The 18817-nt window shown below is 46.5% G+C and carries 18 protein-coding genes and 1 pseudogene; 12 read left to right on the top strand and 7 right to left on the bottom strand.

Annotated features, from left to right (window positions below; genetic code table 11):
• Positions 1–207: 207 nt before the first annotated feature.
• From BM082_RS05640 to BM082_RS05650, 3 genes are all read left to right on the top strand, one after another.
• On the top strand, positions 208–894 hold the full coding sequence (locus tag BM082_RS05640; protein WP_074925666.1) for a pseudouridine synthase: 687 nt from the start codon (positions 208–210) through the stop codon (positions 892–894).
• 160 nt (positions 895–1054) lie between these two features.
• Positions 1055–1552 (top strand): hypothetical protein, encoded by a 498-nt coding sequence (locus tag BM082_RS05645; protein ID WP_074925669.1) that lies wholly within the window; start codon positions 1055–1057, stop codon positions 1550–1552.
• Between the two features lie 14 nt (positions 1553–1566).
• Positions 1567–2277 (top strand): alpha/beta fold hydrolase, encoded by a 711-nt coding sequence (locus BM082_RS05650; protein WP_244275938.1) that lies wholly within the window; start codon positions 1567–1569, stop codon positions 2275–2277.
• A 231-nt stretch (positions 2278–2508) separates the two neighbouring features.
• Here BM082_RS05650 and BM082_RS05655 read toward each other — a convergent pair whose 3' ends face one another.
• Positions 2509–2889 (bottom strand): nuclear transport factor 2 family protein, encoded by a 381-nt coding sequence (locus BM082_RS05655; RefSeq protein WP_017009830.1) that lies wholly within the window; start codon positions 2887–2889, stop codon positions 2509–2511.
• Positions 2890–3011: 122 nt separating this feature from the next.
• Between BM082_RS05655 and BM082_RS05660 the strand changes: the two genes are divergently transcribed.
• Positions 3012–3878, top strand: coding sequence for a LysR family transcriptional regulator (locus tag BM082_RS05660; protein ID WP_017014703.1), 867 nt, complete (start codon positions 3012–3014; stop codon positions 3876–3878).
• A gap of 110 nt (positions 3879–3988) precedes the next feature.
• Here the strand turns inward: BM082_RS05660 and BM082_RS05665 are convergent, their stop codons facing one another.
• Positions 3989–5203, bottom strand: coding sequence for a multidrug effflux MFS transporter (locus BM082_RS05665; protein WP_017009828.1), 1215 nt, complete (start codon positions 5201–5203; stop codon positions 3989–3991).
• Positions 5204–5723: 520 nt separating this feature from the next.
• On the opposite strand from BM082_RS05665, the gene BM082_RS05670 reads away from it, so the two are divergent.
• From BM082_RS05670 to BM082_RS05695, 6 genes are all read left to right on the top strand, one after another.
• Positions 5724–7190: a TolC family protein gene (locus BM082_RS05670; RefSeq protein WP_017015829.1), complete on the top strand. Its 1467-nt coding sequence runs from the start codon at positions 5724–5726 to the stop codon at positions 7188–7190.
• 5 nt (positions 7191–7195) lie between these two features.
• The gene (locus BM082_RS05675; RefSeq protein WP_074925675.1) at positions 7196–8188 is read left to right on the top strand and encodes an HlyD family secretion protein; all 993 of its coding nucleotides are present in this window, start codon (positions 7196–7198) and stop codon (positions 8186–8188) included.
• Between the two features lie 5 nt (positions 8189–8193).
• Positions 8194–9384, top strand: coding sequence for an ABC transporter permease (locus tag BM082_RS05680; protein WP_074925678.1), 1191 nt, complete (start codon positions 8194–8196; stop codon positions 9382–9384).
• Positions 9381–10526 carry an ABC transporter permease gene (locus BM082_RS05685; protein ID WP_017014709.1) on the top strand — a complete coding sequence of 382 codons (1146 nt, stop codon included), beginning with the start codon at positions 9381–9383 and terminating at the stop codon, positions 10524–10526. Before BM082_RS05680 ends, BM082_RS05685 begins: the two co-directional genes overlap by 4 nt.
• A 476-nt stretch (positions 10527–11002) precedes the next feature.
• Entirely contained in the window at positions 11003–12667 is a 1665-nt protein-coding gene (locus BM082_RS05690) for an ABC transporter substrate-binding protein (protein WP_017009823.1), read from the top strand.
• 170 nt (positions 12668–12837) lie between these two features.
• On the top strand, positions 12838–13194 hold the full coding sequence (locus BM082_RS05695) for a GFA family protein (RefSeq protein WP_074925680.1): 357 nt from the start codon (positions 12838–12840) through the stop codon (positions 13192–13194).
• Positions 13195–13312: 118 nt separating this feature from the next.
• Here the strand turns inward: BM082_RS05695 and BM082_RS05700 are convergent, their stop codons facing one another.
• A complete protein-coding gene (locus BM082_RS05700) occupies positions 13313–13498 on the bottom strand; it encodes a hypothetical protein (protein WP_017009821.1) in 186 nt (61 codons plus the stop codon).
• A gap of 252 nt (positions 13499–13750) precedes the next feature.
• Between BM082_RS05700 and BM082_RS05705 the strand changes: the two genes are divergently transcribed.
• On the top strand, positions 13751–14893 hold the full coding sequence (locus tag BM082_RS05705; protein WP_017009820.1) for an ABC transporter substrate-binding protein: 1143 nt from the start codon (positions 13751–13753) through the stop codon (positions 14891–14893).
• Positions 14894–14897: 4 nt separating this feature from the next.
• Positions 14898–16283, top strand: a complete 1386-nt coding sequence (locus BM082_RS05710) for a methyl-accepting chemotaxis protein (RefSeq protein WP_017015823.1) — start codon at positions 14898–14900, stop codon at positions 16281–16283.
• A gap of 201 nt (positions 16284–16484) precedes the next feature.
• Here BM082_RS05710 and BM082_RS05715 read toward each other — a convergent pair.
• The 4 genes and pseudogenes from BM082_RS05715 to BM082_RS05730 form a co-directional block, all read right to left on the bottom strand.
• Positions 16485–16837, bottom strand: a pseudogene (locus BM082_RS05715) (tRNA-binding protein).
• Between the two features lie 100 nt (positions 16838–16937).
• Positions 16938–17423, bottom strand: a complete 486-nt coding sequence (locus BM082_RS05720) for a Sec62 family protein translocation protein (RefSeq protein ID WP_074925683.1) — start codon at positions 17421–17423, stop codon at positions 16938–16940.
• Positions 17424–17552: 129 nt separating this feature from the next.
• Positions 17553–17966: a helix-turn-helix domain-containing protein gene (locus tag BM082_RS05725; RefSeq protein WP_074925685.1), complete on the bottom strand. Its 414-nt coding sequence runs from the start codon at positions 17964–17966 to the stop codon at positions 17553–17555.
• Between the two features lie 192 nt (positions 17967–18158).
• The gene (locus BM082_RS05730; RefSeq protein ID WP_074925688.1) at positions 18159–18575 is read right to left on the bottom strand and encodes a GNAT family N-acetyltransferase; all 417 of its coding nucleotides are present in this window, start codon (positions 18573–18575) and stop codon (positions 18159–18161) included.
• Between the last annotated feature and the right edge of the window lie 242 nt (positions 18576–18817).

Here is an 18817-nt window from a genome sequence, read left to right on the forward strand (position 1 = left end):
TGTATCTGGAGCACTTAGAAAAGAGCAATGTGTCTGACTTGAACTGGAAAAGTGCTGGCTAAATCGAGAGGAAAAGAAACGCGTGACACTTGATGTTGTAATGTACGCGGGCAGGTTTGATAAGTAGTAAGGCGGCGATTTCAGGTTGCTAATTCAATTGGTGAGAGGATAATGCGCCCTCTCCTCTTGCTGGAAAAAGTGCTCTAAATGCGCCTTGATAAGTTTGTTTGTAAAAGCACCACGTTAACCCGCTCCGACGCCATCCAATACATTCAACATGGTGCTGTTTCGGTAAACGGAGAGATCGTGAAAAACGAAAGATCGCAGGTACATGAAAGCAACGCGGTAATGCTAAATGGTGAAACACTCTCGCCTCGCCCTTTCCGCTACATATTGATGCACAAACCAGCAGGCACCATTTGTTCCAATGTGGATGAAGCCTATCCCTCTTTGTTTAACGACACTCATATCGAGCACACAGAAGAACTGCATATCGCAGGACGATTAGACGCAGACACAACGGGTTTGGTTTTGATCACTGACGATGGGCATTGGTCTTTTAATATCACCACACCCAGCAAGCACTGTGAAAAAGTCTACCGCGTTGGGCTTTCTCGTCCCATCCGTGATGATGCAGCAGAGCAATTTGAACGCGGCGTCCTGTTGCAGGGCGAAGACAAACCAACTTTGCCCGCCAAGCTCAACATCGTTAGCCCTAAAGAGGTCACGCTCACCATCACCGAAGGGAAGTTCCATCAAGTAAAGCGCATGTTTTCTGCCATAGGGAACCGCGTTGTTTCGTTACATCGCGAGCGCATTGGAGAGGTGTTACTTGATCTGGAAGAAGGAAAATGGCGAGATTTAACGGAAAAAGAGGTGGCTTCTTTCACCTAAAAAACGCGAAAAAATAATCCAGCTAGCACACTCATTTCAGTGAACGTTGCAAAAATTATTAATACCGCGTCGCACAACGCGCTTGCTCATTCCCAAAAGAATACATCCTTTGCTAGTTTTTTGACCCTATTAGCCAAGTAAAATAAGGCCAACAACCAAAATGCGCGTGTGGAAAATTGAACGTTTAAAAGAAGACATTAAGTCAGGTTCGTTTTCAGAAAAAGACCGATTTCTGTATGGACTTATTTACTTTATCCTCATTGCTCTCTTTATAGAAGCGTCCTACATGTTTCCGGCTGAGCCCTATCATGACTGGGATTATGTATTATCTTTCATGAATATACTCGTCATGTTCTTTGGCTGCATGTTTGCGTACAGAAGTAATGGGGGACATAAAGGCACTGACTTCCTTGGTCGATTTTTGAGCATTAGCATTGTTGTCACCATCCGGTTTTTATTGCTGTTGATTCCCATTATCGTCATCCTTGCTGTTTACTATGCGTTTACCTTTGGTGCGCATGGAGAGATAGTCACAACCCCATTTGAGGTCGTCCTCTTTCAAGGGTGGTCGATTGCGATTCTGTGGCGAGTCTGTGTTCACATCAAAGCAGTGAGCACCCCAGGAGCATACGAGGGGATCACGACCAATGATGAGTGATATCATTTCACTCAATGAACAGCACATTGAATACCGTCTTTGGGACTGAATCAACCGTGTTTATCTTCTTAAACGGAGATGGCCTAGACTTCCAACGCTCGTGGAATGACGTTACCTCTAGTATCTCTCTGCTAGGTAACGTATTGCTGTTCAATCGCCCCGGCAGAGGAAAAAGCAGTAAACCTGTTCGAGCCCAAACAGGTGACGAAATTATCGAAACACTGAATCATCTATTGAGTGCTCTGAAGCTTGCCCCTCCTTACATTCTAATAGGTCATTCAAGCGGCGGACTGCTTGCCAATCTCTATGCAAGAAGATACCCAGAAAACGTCTCTGGGATCGTTTTTGTCGATCCCACACACCCTAAACAGTTAAGCATGCTCAGTGGTCACCTCAATGCACTACAAAAAAGTCTTCTATGGACAATGAAGAAACTGTTCCCGCTTTCAGAGTTGAATCATTTAGAAAACACCGCGAGTATGATTGAGCATGAAGGTGCCTTTCCTCACATCCCCATAAAAATACTGACAAGCACAAAGCCTGATGCTCCGCCTTGGCTACAACGCCCATCGATGCTCAGAGATAAAACAAAACTGCACAAAGAAATGACAAACTTATCACCGTTAAGTCACCACATTTTTACGGCAAACAGCGGCCATTTCATTCCCGCAGAAGAACCTAAAATCGTGATCGATGCCATCAGAGATTTGGTGAAACACCTTTGACCAGCCTAGGGACTGTTCACCTTTGGTGGTGAAATGTGTGCTGGTGAAAGGCGTATTAAACGCAGCGAGGTCTATAACCCGAAACGAGGCCCTCAATCCGCTCACTTCTTTGTTAAATCACACGAAAATAGGATGCTATTCGTCGCGAAATTCGCCTCGAATTGAACGCACTGATGGCCTCTGATACGGGTATCTTTGGGTTATTTAGGCACAGAGGGTCAATAGAGACAATTAACGTTCGCCCTGCACTTCAAATTCATCAAACACCAAACGCGCTTTGCCGTCTTCTTGGATTTTCCAATGCTCATGATGAACAACACCAAATGCTTTGTTCATGGTCCAGTCAGCACAAAGAATATACCCTTCATCACCCTCTGCGGGTTTCCACGTCACATTCGTATACTCAACATCGGTAAAGCCCTGATCGATGATTTGCTGCCAAAACGCTTGGATTTCTTCATGCCCGGTAAACTCACCAAATGGTCGTGCGACCATCAAAGTCGTGTGGTCTGCATATTGTGCTGCGCAGCCCGCTGCATCTTGATTGTTAAAGGCATCTTGCCACGCTTTTATGCCTGCATTGTAGATAGAAAGCTCTTCTGAGTTGTTCATTAATTTAGCCTTGTCTTACATATGTGAAAGGACTAAGTGTAGAAACATGATTAGATAAGATAAATAAAGTAAAACAAACGCATTGTTCGTCCATACAAGACAATATGAATAAACTTAGAAAAATGACCTTGTTCATGAACGTGGTCGAAGCAGGTTCCATCACAAAGGCTGCGGACAAACTCGATATCTCGAAGTCCGTCGTTAGTCAGTCCTTAAAACAACTCGAAGAAGAGCTAGCAACGACCTTGCTTAAAAGAACAACGCGTCGTCAATCTCTGACCCAAACGGGTGAGCAGTTCTACAAATACTGCTGTGAAATGCATCGGCTCGCAGAGCAAGCATGGGAAGACATGAAGATTCAGCAGACTGTGCCAAAGGGGAAGATCACCCTCACAGCACCGAACGCGTTGATGTCTTCATTGGTTGTTCCTGCGCTGCTAGACACATTCTCTGAGTTTCCAGATGTGGAGTTAGATCTGATCAACGATGACAGTCAGCTCGATTTGATGGAGAACAATATCGACCTTGCCATTCGGGCGGGTAATTCCGCGCACAGCAATTACAAACAGCGCCGCATTGGAGAATTTCGCGACGTGCTGTGCTGTGCTGTTGGCAATGACTCCCCCATGGATGAAGTGCCCTATGTGGTTCATCAATGGCAACCACGCCTCATTGCGCATCAGCTCTACAATCCCAAAACTGATGAAACGCTGTCGCTCACGTTTTCACCGCAACACAGAACGAACGCGATGCAAACGACGCTTGCTCTGATTGAGTCAGGCTATGGCATGGGTATTTTGCCCAACTTTATTGTGGCCGCAAACCCAACGCTCAAGCCCGTGTTGCCGGATTTTCAGATGCCGCGCGTAAACGTGTATGCCATCCACCCATTTCACGGCAACGTGCCCATTGGCGTGAAAATGGCCATTGCTGCCATTGAAAACGCCTTGCAGGATTACACGTTTCCATTACAGCTTTCTGCCGTTTGATCGCATCGCCAGCGTTGATAGCTAGCTATACCGTTTTTGGCGTTTTAGCAGGATATGACGTAAAAAGCCTGCATCATGCAGGCTTTTTCATCTTTATAATGTAGATAAGGCTACAAAGCGACGTTCACTTTTTGTCGTTTCGATCTATGTTCATCCAACAGATAGATCACCACACTCATCAAAATACACCCGCTGATAAGGTTAATCACCGACGTCATGGTGCCATCAAACATCGCGCCGCTGATATCAATAAGTACTGCCACAAGCGCCAAACGAATTGCCGTGACTAATGAGGCGCTAACGCCAGTTTGTTCAGGTACCGCTTCCATTGAACGCGCGAAGAAAATACCAATACACACACCCGCCCCGAGTGAGTAAATCACCATCAGCGCAGTGATCAACAATGGGTGTTGCTGCCAATGCGTGGGTATGACAAACATGGCAAAGGTCATCAACACAATGGTTAGAAAGCCGTAACGACGTAAACCATTCACCCCAAACCCTTTGATCATTCGCCCATTGTTCACGCTCGCAATCACGAAGGCCACCAGCAAACTCACTTGATAGAACGGGAACACCGCGCTGTCGACACCCAAGTGGTTCACGAATATCAACGGCATATTGGAAATGAAAATCATGTAGCCGGAAAATATCATGGTGGTGATCAAGGTGTTTGCCCAGAACTCACCGTTTTTCAATACCGTCACATAGTCGCGTCCAATGCCTTTCACTGACAACGGTTTACGCTTTTCTATCGGCAAGGATTCAGGCAATTTGAGAAAACAAATCAGCCCTGTAGCAATGGTAAGTGCAGCAATAAACACAAAGTTATAGGTGTAACCAAACTGGTAGTTTATCCAACCGCCGAGCATGGGGGCGAAGGCAATGATACTCACCACCAAGCTGTTCAAATCAGACACGATTTCAGCCGCTTTTTCGGCTTTGTATAAATCAAATACCATCGCCGCACCGATGATCATGCACGCCGCACTGCCGAAGCCTTGAACAAAGCGCCAGAAAATCAATATGTCGATGTTGTTGGAAAACACACAGCCAATACTGCCGAGAATAAACAAGGCATAGCCGAGGTTAAGCACATGACGACGCCCAATGGCATCAGAAAGCGGCCCATAAATTAACGATGCAACACAAATACCCAAAAAGTTGAAACTGAGTACGCGTTGGATCATCGTTTCATTGGTGTTAAACGCAGCCATCATGTCTGGAAACGCCGGAAGATAAATGTCCGTCTCCATCGCTGCGGCGAGAAATATCATCAAAATCAAAAAACGAATAGTACGTTCGCTTAATGCACTGGTTGGCATGTCAGCCCCTTTTAGACAAAAGAACGTTTTGCATTAGAAAATGCGAGTGGCAGACGTTGCACTGACTTCGACACGCGTAATTTTCGCCAAAGACGAAAACGGTTTAGTCGGCGGCTTTCGCTAAATGCTCAAATTTACGGCGCACTAACAGCGTAGAAAAAATAGAAGATGAAGATCAGTACAGTGTCTAAGAATTTGCCTGCTCGGGAGCACATCGAAAGGCAGAAAGGTCATGGATGAGTCCAGCTCGAAGAATACAACGGAGGATAGTGCTGCATTCCCACAATGTAACCTGACAACCGTTACCTTGTGTCGCCTTGAGCAAACGATGACGCCAACGTTCGCACAGGCTTAGATAGGAGAAAGTGTTACTTTCGGTCGAGATTCTACCTTTTATCATCACAAAATCAATGGTCTTTTTTCACCCAGTTCAATGAGTAAGACGTATTCCTTCATCTTACTGGCAATTTTAGAGCATTAACTCTAAACTGTTTGCATCTCTCCCAATGTGGACACCTTGATGTTTGCCAGAATCCCTTTTTCTCTGCGCGTACTTGCCCTTGTGACCCTGCTTTTTCCTGTCACATTAGTATCGCAAAACGCCCACGCAGAATCCCTGTCATTTGCCGAAGCATGGCAAGCCGTTCTAACCCGCAATGATGCCATTGCCGCAGAACGCGCAAACGTGCAACGCGCCGAACACATGGAAAACGCCGCCTCTGCACATCACTTACCCAGCATTTCTGTCAGTGGTAACTACACACGGTTAGATCAAAACGTAGAAGTGTCGCCGTCTCAGCTTGCGCATCATATGAATGGTGGCGATGCGATTGGTAATCTGGCGGGGTTACTGCCTCCCGGCTTAGGCAACCTCGACAACATGTTGACGACCACCTTGGCGGACCGCGATGTATACACCAGTTCAATCCGTGCTATCTGGCCGATATTTACAGGTGGTCGCATTTTGGCTGCTGAAGACATCGCCAGCGCACAGAAACAAGAAGCGACCTATTTGATGCAAATGGCGCAGCAAGCCAAGTTTGAAGATCTCGCCAAGGTGTACTTCTCAACCGTGTTAGCCGAACAAGTGGTGCAAACCCGCTTAGAGGTTGAGCAAGGCCTCGCAAAACACCTCGACCACGCGAAAAAAATGGAAGCACAAGGCCAAATCGCGCGCGTTGAACGCCTCCAAGCAGAAGTGTCCTTCGACAAAGCAAAAACGGAACGCAAGAAAGCACAGCGGGATTTAGATATCGCCCACGCAGCACTGCAAACCTTGGTGAAAAGCAACGCGCCTGTGACACCTTCAAACGGCCTATTTACCCAAGATGCCGTGCCTGCCATGTCACCGTTTCTTGCTAAAACCCTCGCAACATACCCTGGTTTAAAAGTGTTAGATGCGAAACGTCAACAGGCAGATGGCCTTGTCGACCTCGAAAAAGGCAAGTACTACCCGCAAGTCTTCCTTTACGGAAACTACAACTTGTATGAAGGCGATTCATTAACAGCAGAATTGACCCCAGACTGGGCTGTTGGTGTCGGTGTCAGCATTCCGCTTGTCGATAATGGCGGCCGTTCAGACAAACTGAAAGCAGCACACAGCACAGCCGTTCAAGTGAATCACCTTCGGGCTCAAGCAGAGCAAGATTTATCACTGTTGGTGGAGAAGACATGGCGTGAAGCAGGACAAGCACTAGAAGAATACCAAGGTTTAGCGTCAAGCATTTCACTGGCTGATGAAAACCTTCGCTTACGCGAAAAAGCTTTCGTTCAAGGGCTATCTACATCACTGGATGTGGTCGATGCCGAGCTTTACCTCGCTAGCATCAAGACGCAACAACTTGTGGCTGCTTATCAATATGTTTTATCCCTGTCTCGCCTTCTTGCGATCAGCGGTGACATGAACGACTTCGCGAATTACCAAGCTGCTGCACTGCAATTATCAACGTCGCCAACCCTTTCTCTACACACATCGCAACAGGGATAAACATCATGTCTAAAGTAAAATCTGCCATTCTCGTTATTCCTGCTGTGGCTCTGGTAAGTTGGGTCGGTTACAGCTTCTATCAAGCGTATCAACCCGCGCCTGAGCGTTTTCAGGGGCAAATCGAAGCGCAGCAGTATAGTGTGTCTTCGAAAGTGCCAGGGCGTATTGATGAGGTGCTAGTGCGTAAAGGTCAGCAGGTTGATAAAGGCGATTTAATTTTCACCTTATACAGCCCAGAACTTGATGCGAAACTTGAGCAAGCAAAAGCAGGCGAACAAGCTGCGGGCGCGATGGCAGAACAAGCAGAGAGTGGCGCACGTTCGCAAGAGATCAACGCAGCTCGCGACCAATGGCAAAAAGCCAAGGCTGCATCAGCGCTATATGAAAAAACCTACCGCCGTGTTGATGCCCTGTATCGTGAAGGCGTGACCGCAGAGCAAAAACGCGACGAAGCCTTTACCCGGTGGAAAGCATCCGAGTACACAGAAAACGCCGCTCGCCAAATGTATGACATGGCGAAGGAGGGTGCGCGCACAGAAACCAAACGCGCTGCACAAGAAAAGGTTCGCATGGCAGCAGGCGCGGTTGCAGAGGTAGAGGCTTACACGAAAGACACCAAGATCCACAGTTGGTATCAAGGCGAAGTGAGCCAAGTGCTGCTGCACCCAGGCGAACTCGCGCCACAAGGCTTCCCTGTTGTGACAGTGATTGACATGAACGATGCATGGGCCGTGTTCAACATTCGTGAAGACAAACTACGTCAGTTCCAAAAAGGCACGCAGTTTGATGCCAGCATTCCAGCCTTAGGCGAAAGCGCTTACCGCTTTGAAGTCACGCACGTGGCCCCTATGGGCGATTTCGCCACATGGCGTGCGACAAACAGTCAACAAGGGTATGACATGCGCACCTTTGAAGTTGAAGCGCGCCCTGTTGAGCCAATTAGCGAACTACGAGCTGGCATGAGCGTGTTAGTCACTGAAAACGCTACCCAAGGGTAAGTAGAATGAAAAACACCGCATTCACCTCCTTACTCTGGCAAGAATGGCGACTCATCGCTTCTGACCGTTGGCTCGCGGCTCTTTTAGGCGGTTTGCCATTGGTGATGTTCTTATTGGTGTGGGCGATTTTCTCCTCGGGAACAGGACGCGATTTGCCCATTGGGGTTGTCGATTTAGACAACAGCGCATTGTCTCGATCGTTAGTACGTTATTACGATGCCACCCCCACACTCGCGATTCGTACCTTCGATGACGTAGATAATGCATCCGCATCGTTAAACAGCGCCAAAACTTACGCCACCGTCGTGATCCCCTATGATTTTGAAAAAGCGACAAAGCGCGGTGAAAACCCCAATGTCACGGCGTTCTACAACAGTCAGTACATCTTGATAGGTAAACTTGTCAATTCGGCACTCAACCAAGCGCAGAGTACCTTTTCCGCTTTGGTTGCCACGCAGAGCGAAATGCTTCATGGCACCACGGTTGCCACGCAAGCAGCAGGGTTGTCTGTTCCCCTTCGGTTTCAGTTAGTGCCCCTGTTTAACGCAGGCACAAACTACGCACAATTCCTGGTTTCCGCCATTGTGCCTGCGTTGTGGCAAATCACCCTTGTGGCGAGTGGCATGCTCTCTATGGCGCTGACCGACAAACGCATTGGACTAGAAACCTACTTTAACGGTGCTGTCGCGAAGAAACTCACTGTGAAGGTGCTAGGCACAGCGCTCCCACTTTGGTTGTTGGGCATTGGTTTTGCGACGGGCATGCATTGGGGATTAGGTTGGCCAATGAATGGCGATTGGGCCATTTTACTCACCGCACAATGGCTCATGGTGCTAGCAGGGTTAGCTGTTGGCACATTGCTGTATGTTGGCTCACGTGATGCTGTGCGCGCGATGAGTTTGGTTGCAGGTTTCACCGCCCCTGCGTTCGCATTTATGGGTGTGAGTTTCCCTGCGGGCGAGATGCCTTTTTTAGCACAATGCTGGCGTGCCATGCTACCCGTTAGTCACTACATCACGCTGCAGATAGGCCAATTTAACTACGGCGCAACACTGCAACAGTCCATGCCTGCCCTGCTTGCATTGGCTTCATTTAGCCTGATCTGGTTATTGATTGGGCTCAAAATGAAACGCCTTTCGACAAACACAGCCCATATTCAATCAGTGGACGCATCGCCTTCAGAGGTGGCCTCATGAGCTGGCGTGATGTCTTCATTAATGAACTTCGTCGATTGTTCTCAAACCCCGCTGTGGTCTTCACCGTGTTCGGCGGCATCATTATCTACTCGTTGCTCTATCCGCTGCCGTATGCCAATCAATTGCCACGCGAGTTGCACATTGCCATTGTCGATCATGACCAAAGCCAACAAAGCCGCACCTTCATCCGCATGTTGGATGCAACACCGCAAGTGCAGGTTGTAAAACAACTGGGCAGCGAAACCGAATCCAGCCCATACTTTGCTTCCGCAGAGATTGAAGGCGTGGTGACGATTCCGCAGCACTTCTATCGCGATCTTTTGCTCGGTAAAAGCCCTGTGGTGTCTGTTGGTGGGGATGCGTCATTCTTCCTCACCTACGGCACCATCGTAGAAGGGGTGGTGGCAACCGGCAGCACCTTGGGTGCACAAGTCAAAGTGCAACGCGCACTCATGCACGACACGCCGATGCCTCTCGCGACAACGCAGTATGCCCCGTTTTCGCTCAACGCCGTGCCTGTGTTTAACCCTACCACAGGGTATGGCGACTACGTGGTGCCCGGCGTGTTTATGCTAATTTTGCAGCAGACCTTGCTGATTGCATCAGGCATGCTCGGTATCTCAAACGGCAACGTAAACACAAATGCTAACGCGGCGAAAATCACTGTAAGAAACAGCAAAAGCCTCTGGGCCCGAACCATCATTCTGACGGGTATTTACTGCATCATGGCAATGTATTACTTAGGCGCGAGTTTGTCGCTAAATGGCGTAAACCGAATGGCAGAACCTCTGCAATTGGCGGCCGTTATCTTACCTTTCCTGCTTGCTACCATTGGCCTTGGCTCTCTGATAGGCATCGCCATCAAGCGGGCGGAGATCATCACGCTGATCGTACTGTTAAGCTCGATGCCTTTGCTGTTCATCGCTGGGTTTGTTTGGCCAAGCAGTGCCTTGCCAACATGGTTGAGTGTTATCGCGCAATTTGCACCGTCTACCGTGGTGATACAAGCAACCTTGCAGCTCAATCAAATGGGGGCAGATTTCCAGAGCCAACTTGGCCACCTTACCCAGCTTTGGCTTCAAGCGGCAGCTTATTTGGGCTTAGCGTTTTACCTCAAAAGAAAAGCGACGCGCGCGGCATAATCACATCCGCTACGCCACAAAAACCAGAAACTGTCATCTAAAAAGCCAGAAAGCCGCCACTCAGGGTTTTCTGGCTTTTTTATGCACAGTCACCTTTCACGCATTTTTCAATGCAGTTCAAACTATTGTGTAACCCTCTGATTGTTTTCTAAATACGTCATTATGCTCTTTAGATTTGCGATGCGGGTTACACCCTCGATTCGAAAGTCTTGAAGCTGCTTATTAACAACGTACACATTGTTAGCCATCCCACATAATCTGGGCTTTTTAGCGGTATTTTATGTCCGCAAATAATCCGTAAAACATACCGCCTTCTCACTATGAGAATTTGTTAAAAAACCGCCTTAAATCCGCCTCAGCAAATCTAAAACAATCCCAATCTGAATGCTTTTTTTGCGTTCTTGCATTCCACACAATGGGCACACTTCGGTCACTCAACTTTTGAACCCACTTGTACCGAAACAGGAGCGTAAAACATGAAAAAGCTAGCGTTAGCCGCGGCATTGATCAGCGTGTCTGGTGCCAGTGCAGCAGCACAAAGCGTGGATGAGATGTCTCAACTGACCATCATCCCAAATCACAATGCGACCTTGATTCGAAACTTTAACCCCTACTTACCGGGTCGCCTTCATACCGCGCGTGATTTCATTTATGAACAGTTGGTCATTTTCAACGAGCTAAAAGCCAACCGCCCTGAGTTTCGTTTGGCGACCGACTACTATTTCAGCGACGATCTAAAACGCATTACCTTTGACATTCGCGATGGCGTGAAATGGTCTGATGGTGTGCCGTTCAGCGCAGAAGATGTTGCCTTCACCTTCAACATGGTGAAAGACACGCCAGCGTTAGACGATCGCGGCGTAAACAAGATGGTGAACAAGGTTGAAGTTGAAGGAAGCAATAAAGTGACCTTCCACCTTAACGAAATCAACACGAACGCCGCTTACGAGATTTCATTGATCCCTATCGTGGCGAAGCACGTGTGGAAAGAAGTGAAAGACCCAACCAGCTTCGTGAACACTAACCCTATTGGTACTGGCCCGTTCACCGAAATTCCAACGTTCACGCCGACGTTGTTCTTGCAGTGTCGTAATCCAAATTACTGGGATAACGCAAACCTAGACGTAGATTGCCTGCGCGTGCCTCAGTTCAACCACAATGACCAAGTGCTTGCCGCGCTCATTGACTCTCAAGTCGATTGGGGCGGTTCGTTTGTACCAGACATTGATGCGACTTACGTAAAAGCCTCTCAGCACCACGGTTACTGGTATACCGCCGCGGGCACACAATCGTTCGTGTTTAACTTCAACAATGGCGATCCGGTAAAACAAGAAGCACTGAACAATGTCGATTTCCGTCGTGCGTTCTCCATGGCACTGGATCGTCAATCTGTGATTGATATTGCCAACTATGGCAACGGCACAGTGAACGACTTCGCATCCGGTTTGGGGTATGCCTTTGAAGCATGGTCAAACGAAGAAACGCACAACAAATACCGCCCTTACATGTCTTTCAACACGGACGGCGCGAAAGCACTTCTGAAAAAAGCAGGCTTTGTGGATCGCGATGGAGACGGCTTTGTTGAAACCCCATCCGGCAAGCAATTGACGTTAGATATTCAATCACCAGGCGGTTGGACAGACTTCAACAACGTGGTGACGCTTTCTACCGAACAGTTGGCGGATGTGGGCATTCGTGTACGTGCAAGAACGCCAGATTTTGCCGTGTATAACCAATCCATGCTGAATGCTAGCTATGACATCGCGTTCACCAACTACTTCCACGGTCCAACTCCGCACAAGTACTGGAGCAGCGGTTATCACTCTAAATTACAAAAAGGCGAAAGCATGCCGCGCTTTGCCATGCACTTTTGGAACGATAAGAAGCTCGATACCTTACTGGACGATTTCTACAAAACAGACAAACGCGACAAGCAAATCGACATCGCCCATGAAATCCAAAACATGATTGCTGAAAACCAAGTCACTGTGCCTGTCATCTCTGGCTCTAACTTCTACCAGTACAACACCCAACGTTTCACGGGTTGGTGGAATGCGGACAACCCGAAAGGCCGCCCAATGCCATGGGAAGGCACACCAGAGCGTGTTCTTCACGTGTTGGATTTGAAACCCGTTATCTAAGTTAACAATGTAAGACAAAGCCAGAGCAAGACGACTTGCTCTGGCTTTTTTGTTGAAGCTTTTCCGTGTTGCAGGGTATGTCGACCCTGACCAATAAAAGGTATTAACATTAATACGTTAGTATCAGCGCATTTGGCTTATGTTATAGATTGCAGCGTAGAAGGGTCAAAATGAGCAAATTACACACATTTAGTGGATCGTGTCACTGCAATGCAGTGCGATTTGAAATTGATACGGACTTACATGAATTAACCACGTGTGACTGTTCAATATGCAGTAGAAAAAATGCGCTAATGGTCAAAGTGCATGAGAGCGCGATGCGTATTCTCTCAGGCACTGAACAGCTAACCACATACCAATTTCATACACATACCGCTGAACACTATTTCTGCAACATCTGCGGTATCTATCCCTTTCATCGTAAGCGCGTCACACCGGATTATTATGGCGTGAATGTTTATTGTCTTGAGGGCTTCGACCCTGCAGACATGCCGGTGCGTGCAACCGTTGGTAAAGGCATGAGCTAAGGTATTTTTGATGCCTAGACGTGGCATTAATCCGCGCAAGTTGGCGTCATCCGCTATCGCTTAATCCTCGATTCTTCCGATTCCGTTATACACTCTCTTCTGTACAACAACTCTGTTGTTATCGGGCCTCTACAACAATATGTTCATCGTCAGATGTGATCAGAAGTGCTTTGTTCTGCTCAATCATCTGTGCGGCATATGACGGTGTCACCGCCTGAATTTCTCCGCTCGCCTTAAAGGTAGGTGCTTCCCACGCTTGGTCGCGATATTTCCCTGTCTGCGTATATTGAATCAATACTTTCATCGTTTTGTACTCGGTGCATTTAACGTGCTACTAACACTAATCGGTTTGTTTGATTCCCGCACCCGCTAAAAATGAAACATAAGTTTAACGAAATGAACTGTTTGCTGATCAGATGCACAATCAACCTCCTCTCCAATTGAAAGAAAACGCCACTCAATTCACCACAGCACGCCTCATCGAGAATCAATAATGAGACACATGAATTCTTTTCTATACTCAGAAGTACCCCAGTGATTAGACGAGGCGTTACTAATGAAAGGCTTGCATTGCACCATCATGTTGCTTTGGTTGTTTTCAACAACCGCAACCGCCGAAGTTGGCGTGACAGAAAATACCATCACATTTGGTATGAGCAATGCCCTTTCGGGGCCAGCATCAGGGCTAGGTAGCGGCGTCAAAGCAGGAACACTCGCCTACTTTGAAAAAATTAACCAGCAAGGCGGCATTCACGGTCGCCAGATCAACGTCATCTCACTCGATGATGGGTATGAACCCGATCGCGCGGCAAAAAACGCCAAAAGGCTAATCTACACAGACAAGGTTTTTGCATTGGTAAGCTTTGTGGGAACGCCAACATCAAAAGCCGTTGTTCCCGAAGTGAATCGCGCGAAAATCCCGTATATCGGCCCGTTTACGGGCGCAGAATTTTTGCGTAATCCTGCCAACAAAAACATTTTCAATATTCGCGCCAGCTATTTCAGCGAAACGAAGAAGCTCGTCGATCATTTCATCAACGACCTTGGCTACAAGAAGATCGCTGTATTCATTCAAGATGATGGTTACGGCGCGGCAGGTAAAGCGGGTGTGCAGAGAGCCCTCAGAATGCGCGGCCTTAAAATCCATGCCGAAGGCAGATACAAACGCAACACGCTCGATGTAGAACAAGGCTTAAACAGCATCATGACCAAGAAACCTGATGCCGTCATTATGGTTGGCGCATACAAAGCCTGTGGCGCATTTATCAAGATGTCTCATGACAAAGGGTTCTATCCAAAATTCGCCAACATTTCCTTTGTTGGAACCAAAAAGCTGATCGCTGAATTGGGCGATGCTGGCGATGGAAGCTACATCTCTCAAGTCATGCCAAACCCCGATGAAAGTACCCTCAAAATCATCAAAGACTTTAAAGCGGACATGCAAAGCTATGGCGTGGACAACCCTTACTATACGCAATTAGAAGGCTACTTAAACGCCATGGTCATCGTTGATGCACTTGAGCAGTCAGGCCAATACTTAACGAGAGACCGCTTTATCGGTGCGATGGAAGGCATGAAAAACAAAGATTTTGGCGGGTTGAAAGTCAACTTTAGCAAATCTGATCGACAAGGCTTGGACAACGTTTATCTCACGCAAATTCAAGACGGAAAAGCCCTGCCTATCCAAACAATGAAGTGAATGTATGACTATGTGGTTCAAAATTTTTTCGGGGCTGTCACTGCGTTATCGTATTTTATTGCCGCTGATTGGCAGTATTACGGTATTTCTGATCGTCGCCGCCCTGTTCTTCCATCAGATGACATCAAATGAGCTTTCTAAAATCCAAAAAGGAAAGGTGGAAGCCCTCGCAAGCTTTCTCAAACAATCGAGTAAATCCTACATTCTGAATTATGACTTATCAGCGTTGGAAGACTTCGTCAGCGTGGGGATGCAAGATGAAGACATTGACCACATAGAATTCGTTGACGCAAATGGCTTGCCCTACACAGAAACAAAACCCAAAACAGTGGAGCACGAGGTTAAAACCTATACAGGTGACATCCTGTCGCAAAACGGTTCAGTCTTGGGCGTGTTAAACATCACCTATAACGAGAAGAATTCAACCGCTGCTTTACAACAGAATTTGCAGGTCATCTTGGTCTGCTTTTTCACCATTATTGCCCTACTTTGCATCATCATTTACATTGTTGCGCTCCGCCTTTCCAAGCCACTCATCGCGATAACACAAGACCTCGCCTGCGTCTCGGATGATGCCCTGGACAACTCACGCCTTGTGCTCAAAGGCGCAGAAAGTCTGGCGGATGGCGTAGAAAAACAACGCGCCGCACTGGATTCCAATGTGTCAGCCATTTCTGAAATCACCGAAATGGTGAAGCAAACCAATCAAAATGTGTTGGGGTGCTTAGACGTATCAAAAGGCACACTTGCGCTAAGCAATGAAGGCAGCAAAAACATGGATAAATTGGCACATTCGGTTGTGCTCATTGAAAACTCCAACAAGCACCTTCAAGAAATCAACGACATCATCCAGAAGATCTCGGATTACACCAAAGTCATCCACGACATCGTTTTCCAAACCAAACTTCTGTCTCTCAATGCTTCTATTGAAGCGGAACGCGCCGGTGAACACGGGCGCGGCTTTGCGGTTGTCGCTCAAGAAGTCGGACAACTCGCACTCACATCAGGCCAAGCCTCGCAAGACATCGACAAGCTGCTCAAAGATTCCATGGTCACGGTTGGGGAAATCGTAAAAGAAACCGAGCTTCGCGTGAAAGAAAGCAAGGCGCTGTCGGAACAAACACAAGTCAGCTTTTCTGGGATATCCGATCAAATACAGGGGCTTTCCCGTGAAATAGATTCGTTCAGTGAAGCCTTTAATCAACAAATGAAAGGCATCGTTCAGGTCAACTCCGCCATGGAGTCTATGGCCGGGATAGTGAACAGCAATCATCACATTGCCAATGAAACCTCACAAGTCTCGATGAGTTACAAAGAACAGAGCCTAAAGCTCAAACAAGTGACGGATACAATGAAAGGACTGATTAAGGGCAAGAAAGCGGCGGGTTAAGCACGAACAGTTGTTTACAAGCAGCGAGCTCTGCCCACATATGTTGTTGTCAATGTTATATGTTTCGTGTTTTTATCATAGATGCCTTCATACATACTTTTCTAAGTAAGTCATTGAAAGGTTGGTCCTCAGCAGATACCGCGATACCGCCTCACTCAATATTTACATATCCACCTTCTTCGAAGTGACAATATAAATACGCTAACCCGCACGACTGCCATTCGGCATTGGCGTTTCCGGCATCGCTAAAAAGGCACTAATTTGCCTGCATAGCCAATATCAAACAACATACCTTGAGAGATTTCTCCTGCCATCTTCTGCTCAGGCAGGTTGACAACGAACAGCGCCTGTTTACCTTCAATTTCATAGGGATTTTCACGTTCTTGCTTAATACCGGAAAAAATAGATCGCCCATGCTCACCAAAATCAACGGTAATTTTCATTAATGTGTTTGATTTCTTAACATCTGAGACCGCCGTAATGACACCAACGCGAACATCCAATTTTTCAACATCACTGAATGCGATAAGATTTTTAATTGGTGCATATTTCATTTTAATTCTCTTTGTTTATTTTTTGAACTGGTACTCCTGCCATAAACAACAAATTCTTTTTGCGAATCTAGCCCCGAAGAGGGCGAAGTTTAATAGCTTGTTATGATTTGCCGAGATTAATTTCGCTACCGCATTTTTTACACAAGATACCTTTGAAAGGAAAACCGTCATTTAGGTACTTAGTATCACCACATTTCGAACACTGTTTGTTAGAGAAATAATATTTAGAATCAGTGAAATATAAGAAATAAATCAAAATTATTCCTGGCACAACAAAAGCTAGCAGACCTGAAATACAGGCCATTAGTCGAGCAAATCTTCCACCTCTCATAACGCCAGCTCCGATACCATATAAAACAAGCCAAAGAAGGTTAAAACTAAACCCTCCTCCAATCTTATTTCCCAAACTATCAAGCTTGACCGTTTCAGTTATAAATCCATAATATAAACTATATAAAACATCGACTAGTGATAGAAAAACAAATAGATAACCAATAATCACAACATACTTAGGTCGGATAGTTGTACTAATTGTTTTATCGTGTTCGCATATACCTTCTGACGATGATTCTTCAGTGTTATCCATTACCACCCCATGTGCATAACGTCGTTTTCAGGGGAAAATAACGCTTAGAAAACGCGATTAAACCGCCTTAAACTCTAAAATTTGATTAAAAAATGCGCCCGCGTTATTTGTCCACCTTGAAAACCCTTGTTAGGCGACAACTCTGCGCCGATTTAGGAAACCGATGGCTCCACAAGTAATACCAATAAATGCTCCAACTACTCCATACCACAATCCGGCTTGACCAAAGCTGACATTACCTTGCCACAAACCAAGCGTAATACCTGAATAGGAACTTACTAAGCCAATAGCTGCTCCCAAATAGCCATAAATAGCAGTATTGGAGCGATTTTGGCTTTGCTCAGATTGAACACCTAGCTGTTCTGGCTTGATTTCCAAAGCCGAAGAAAGAGCTAACTTAGTTTCCAGTGAAGCAGTACCGGTATTTTCAACTCTTTGTACTGTTCTTAAACTTAGACCTGATGCGTTGGCGAGTTTCTCTTGAGACCAATATTTGTTAAGTCTGAGTGACTTTAGTACTTCTGAGTTAATCATATCTTCCATGCTTAGCTCCAAATGAAAAAGAGCTTCAATAATCCAATTTACAAACAGAAATCTCTACGGCATTAATACGACAATCAGCCGCCAACAGCTAAAATTTGGCGCCTAACGTCAGCATAGCGGGCGTTTACTAGCACAAATTGATTGAACGTTTTTGAAAAATGCGCCACAAGTAAACGTCCATTAATGCTATTGTTAAGTGATAATTTTTCGACCACGCTCGAGCACCCAGCAACGCTCATTTCTTGTGTAACCAAGCTGCTCGTAATATTCATTGGCTGTTGGTGCGGCGATTAGGAACAGTTTGCAAGTAGACTGTATTTGCGCTTGCGTTTGAATCTGTAACTGCTTCCCAATACCTAACCTTTGATATTTTTCATCAACCGCTAGATCTGATAGATAGCAACAATAATAGAAATCTGTAACTGAACGGGCAACACCTACCAGCTTACTACTATCCCAAGCAGTGACGATGAGATTGCTATTATCCAGCATCCCTCTAATACAGTTGGTATTTTCTACTGGGCGACGTTCTCCAAGAGTCGTTCGCTTAAGCAGGTCAATAAATAGTTCATCAGAAATTTGCTGATTAACCTTATATTCAATCTTCAGTGTGACCTCCTTGTCACATAACGCTGCCATCTAGCGAATCCCCTCAAAATTCCTCTTCTAAACAATGAGAAAGACGCGCACCGTACCCTTTGATCTAATGAATTTCGCCAAAAACCACATTCCACCAAGAGGAATTACCGATGCGCGATATTCAAATTCTACAAGATACTTTAACTAATCAGTGTCCCACTATTCATAAAAAACGGCTTTATTCTCTGCTACTTGCGACTCAATCCTCACTC

This window comes from Enterovibrio norvegicus DSM 15893, assembly GCF_900115495.1.
Lineage (GTDB): Bacteria > Pseudomonadota > Gammaproteobacteria > Enterobacterales > Vibrionaceae > Enterovibrio > Enterovibrio norvegicus.

Bases quoted from the DNA above. Each gene is read 5' to 3' on its own strand.
- BM082_RS05650 (WP_244275938.1), top strand. From the start codon at position 1,567: ATGAACAGCACATTGAATACCGTCTTTGGGACTGAATCAACCGTGTTT.
- BM082_RS05700 (WP_017009821.1), bottom strand. From the start codon at position 13,498: ATGAAAGTATTGATTCAATATACGCAGACAGGGAAATATCGCGACCAA.
- BM082_RS05655 (WP_017009830.1), bottom strand. From the start codon at position 2,889: ATGAACAACTCAGAAGAGCTTTCTATCTACAATGCAGGCATAAAAGCG.
- BM082_RS05725 (WP_074925685.1), bottom strand. From the start codon at position 17,966: ATGGAAGATATGATTAACTCAGAAGTACTAAAGTCACTCAGACTTAAC.
- BM082_RS05705 (WP_017009820.1), top strand. From the start codon at position 13,751: ATGAAAGGCTTGCATTGCACCATCATGTTGCTTTGGTTGTTTTCAACA.
- BM082_RS05690 (WP_017009823.1), top strand. From the start codon at position 11,003: ATGAAAAAGCTAGCGTTAGCCGCGGCATTGATCAGCGTGTCTGGTGCC.
- BM082_RS05670 (WP_017015829.1), top strand. From the start codon at position 5,724: ATGTTTGCCAGAATCCCTTTTTCTCTGCGCGTACTTGCCCTTGTGACC.
- BM082_RS05665 (WP_017009828.1), bottom strand. From the start codon at position 5,203: ATGCCAACCAGTGCATTAAGCGAACGTACTATTCGTTTTTTGATTTTG.
- BM082_RS05680 (WP_074925678.1), top strand. From the start codon at position 8,194: ATGAAAAACACCGCATTCACCTCCTTACTCTGGCAAGAATGGCGACTC.
- BM082_RS05710 (WP_017015823.1), top strand. From the start codon at position 14,898: ATGACTATGTGGTTCAAAATTTTTTCGGGGCTGTCACTGCGTTATCGT.
- BM082_RS05640 (WP_074925666.1), top strand. From the start codon at position 208: ATGCGCCTTGATAAGTTTGTTTGTAAAAGCACCACGTTAACCCGCTCC.
- BM082_RS05685 (WP_017014709.1), top strand. From the start codon at position 9,381: ATGAGCTGGCGTGATGTCTTCATTAATGAACTTCGTCGATTGTTCTCA.
- BM082_RS05645 (WP_074925669.1), top strand. From the start codon at position 1,055: ATGCGCGTGTGGAAAATTGAACGTTTAAAAGAAGACATTAAGTCAGGT.
- BM082_RS05720 (WP_074925683.1), bottom strand. From the start codon at position 17,423: ATGGATAACACTGAAGAATCATCGTCAGAAGGTATATGCGAACACGAT.
- BM082_RS05675 (WP_074925675.1), top strand. From the start codon at position 7,196: ATGTCTAAAGTAAAATCTGCCATTCTCGTTATTCCTGCTGTGGCTCTG.
- BM082_RS05660 (WP_017014703.1), top strand. From the start codon at position 3,012: ATGACCTTGTTCATGAACGTGGTCGAAGCAGGTTCCATCACAAAGGCT.
- BM082_RS05695 (WP_074925680.1), top strand. From the start codon at position 12,838: ATGAGCAAATTACACACATTTAGTGGATCGTGTCACTGCAATGCAGTG.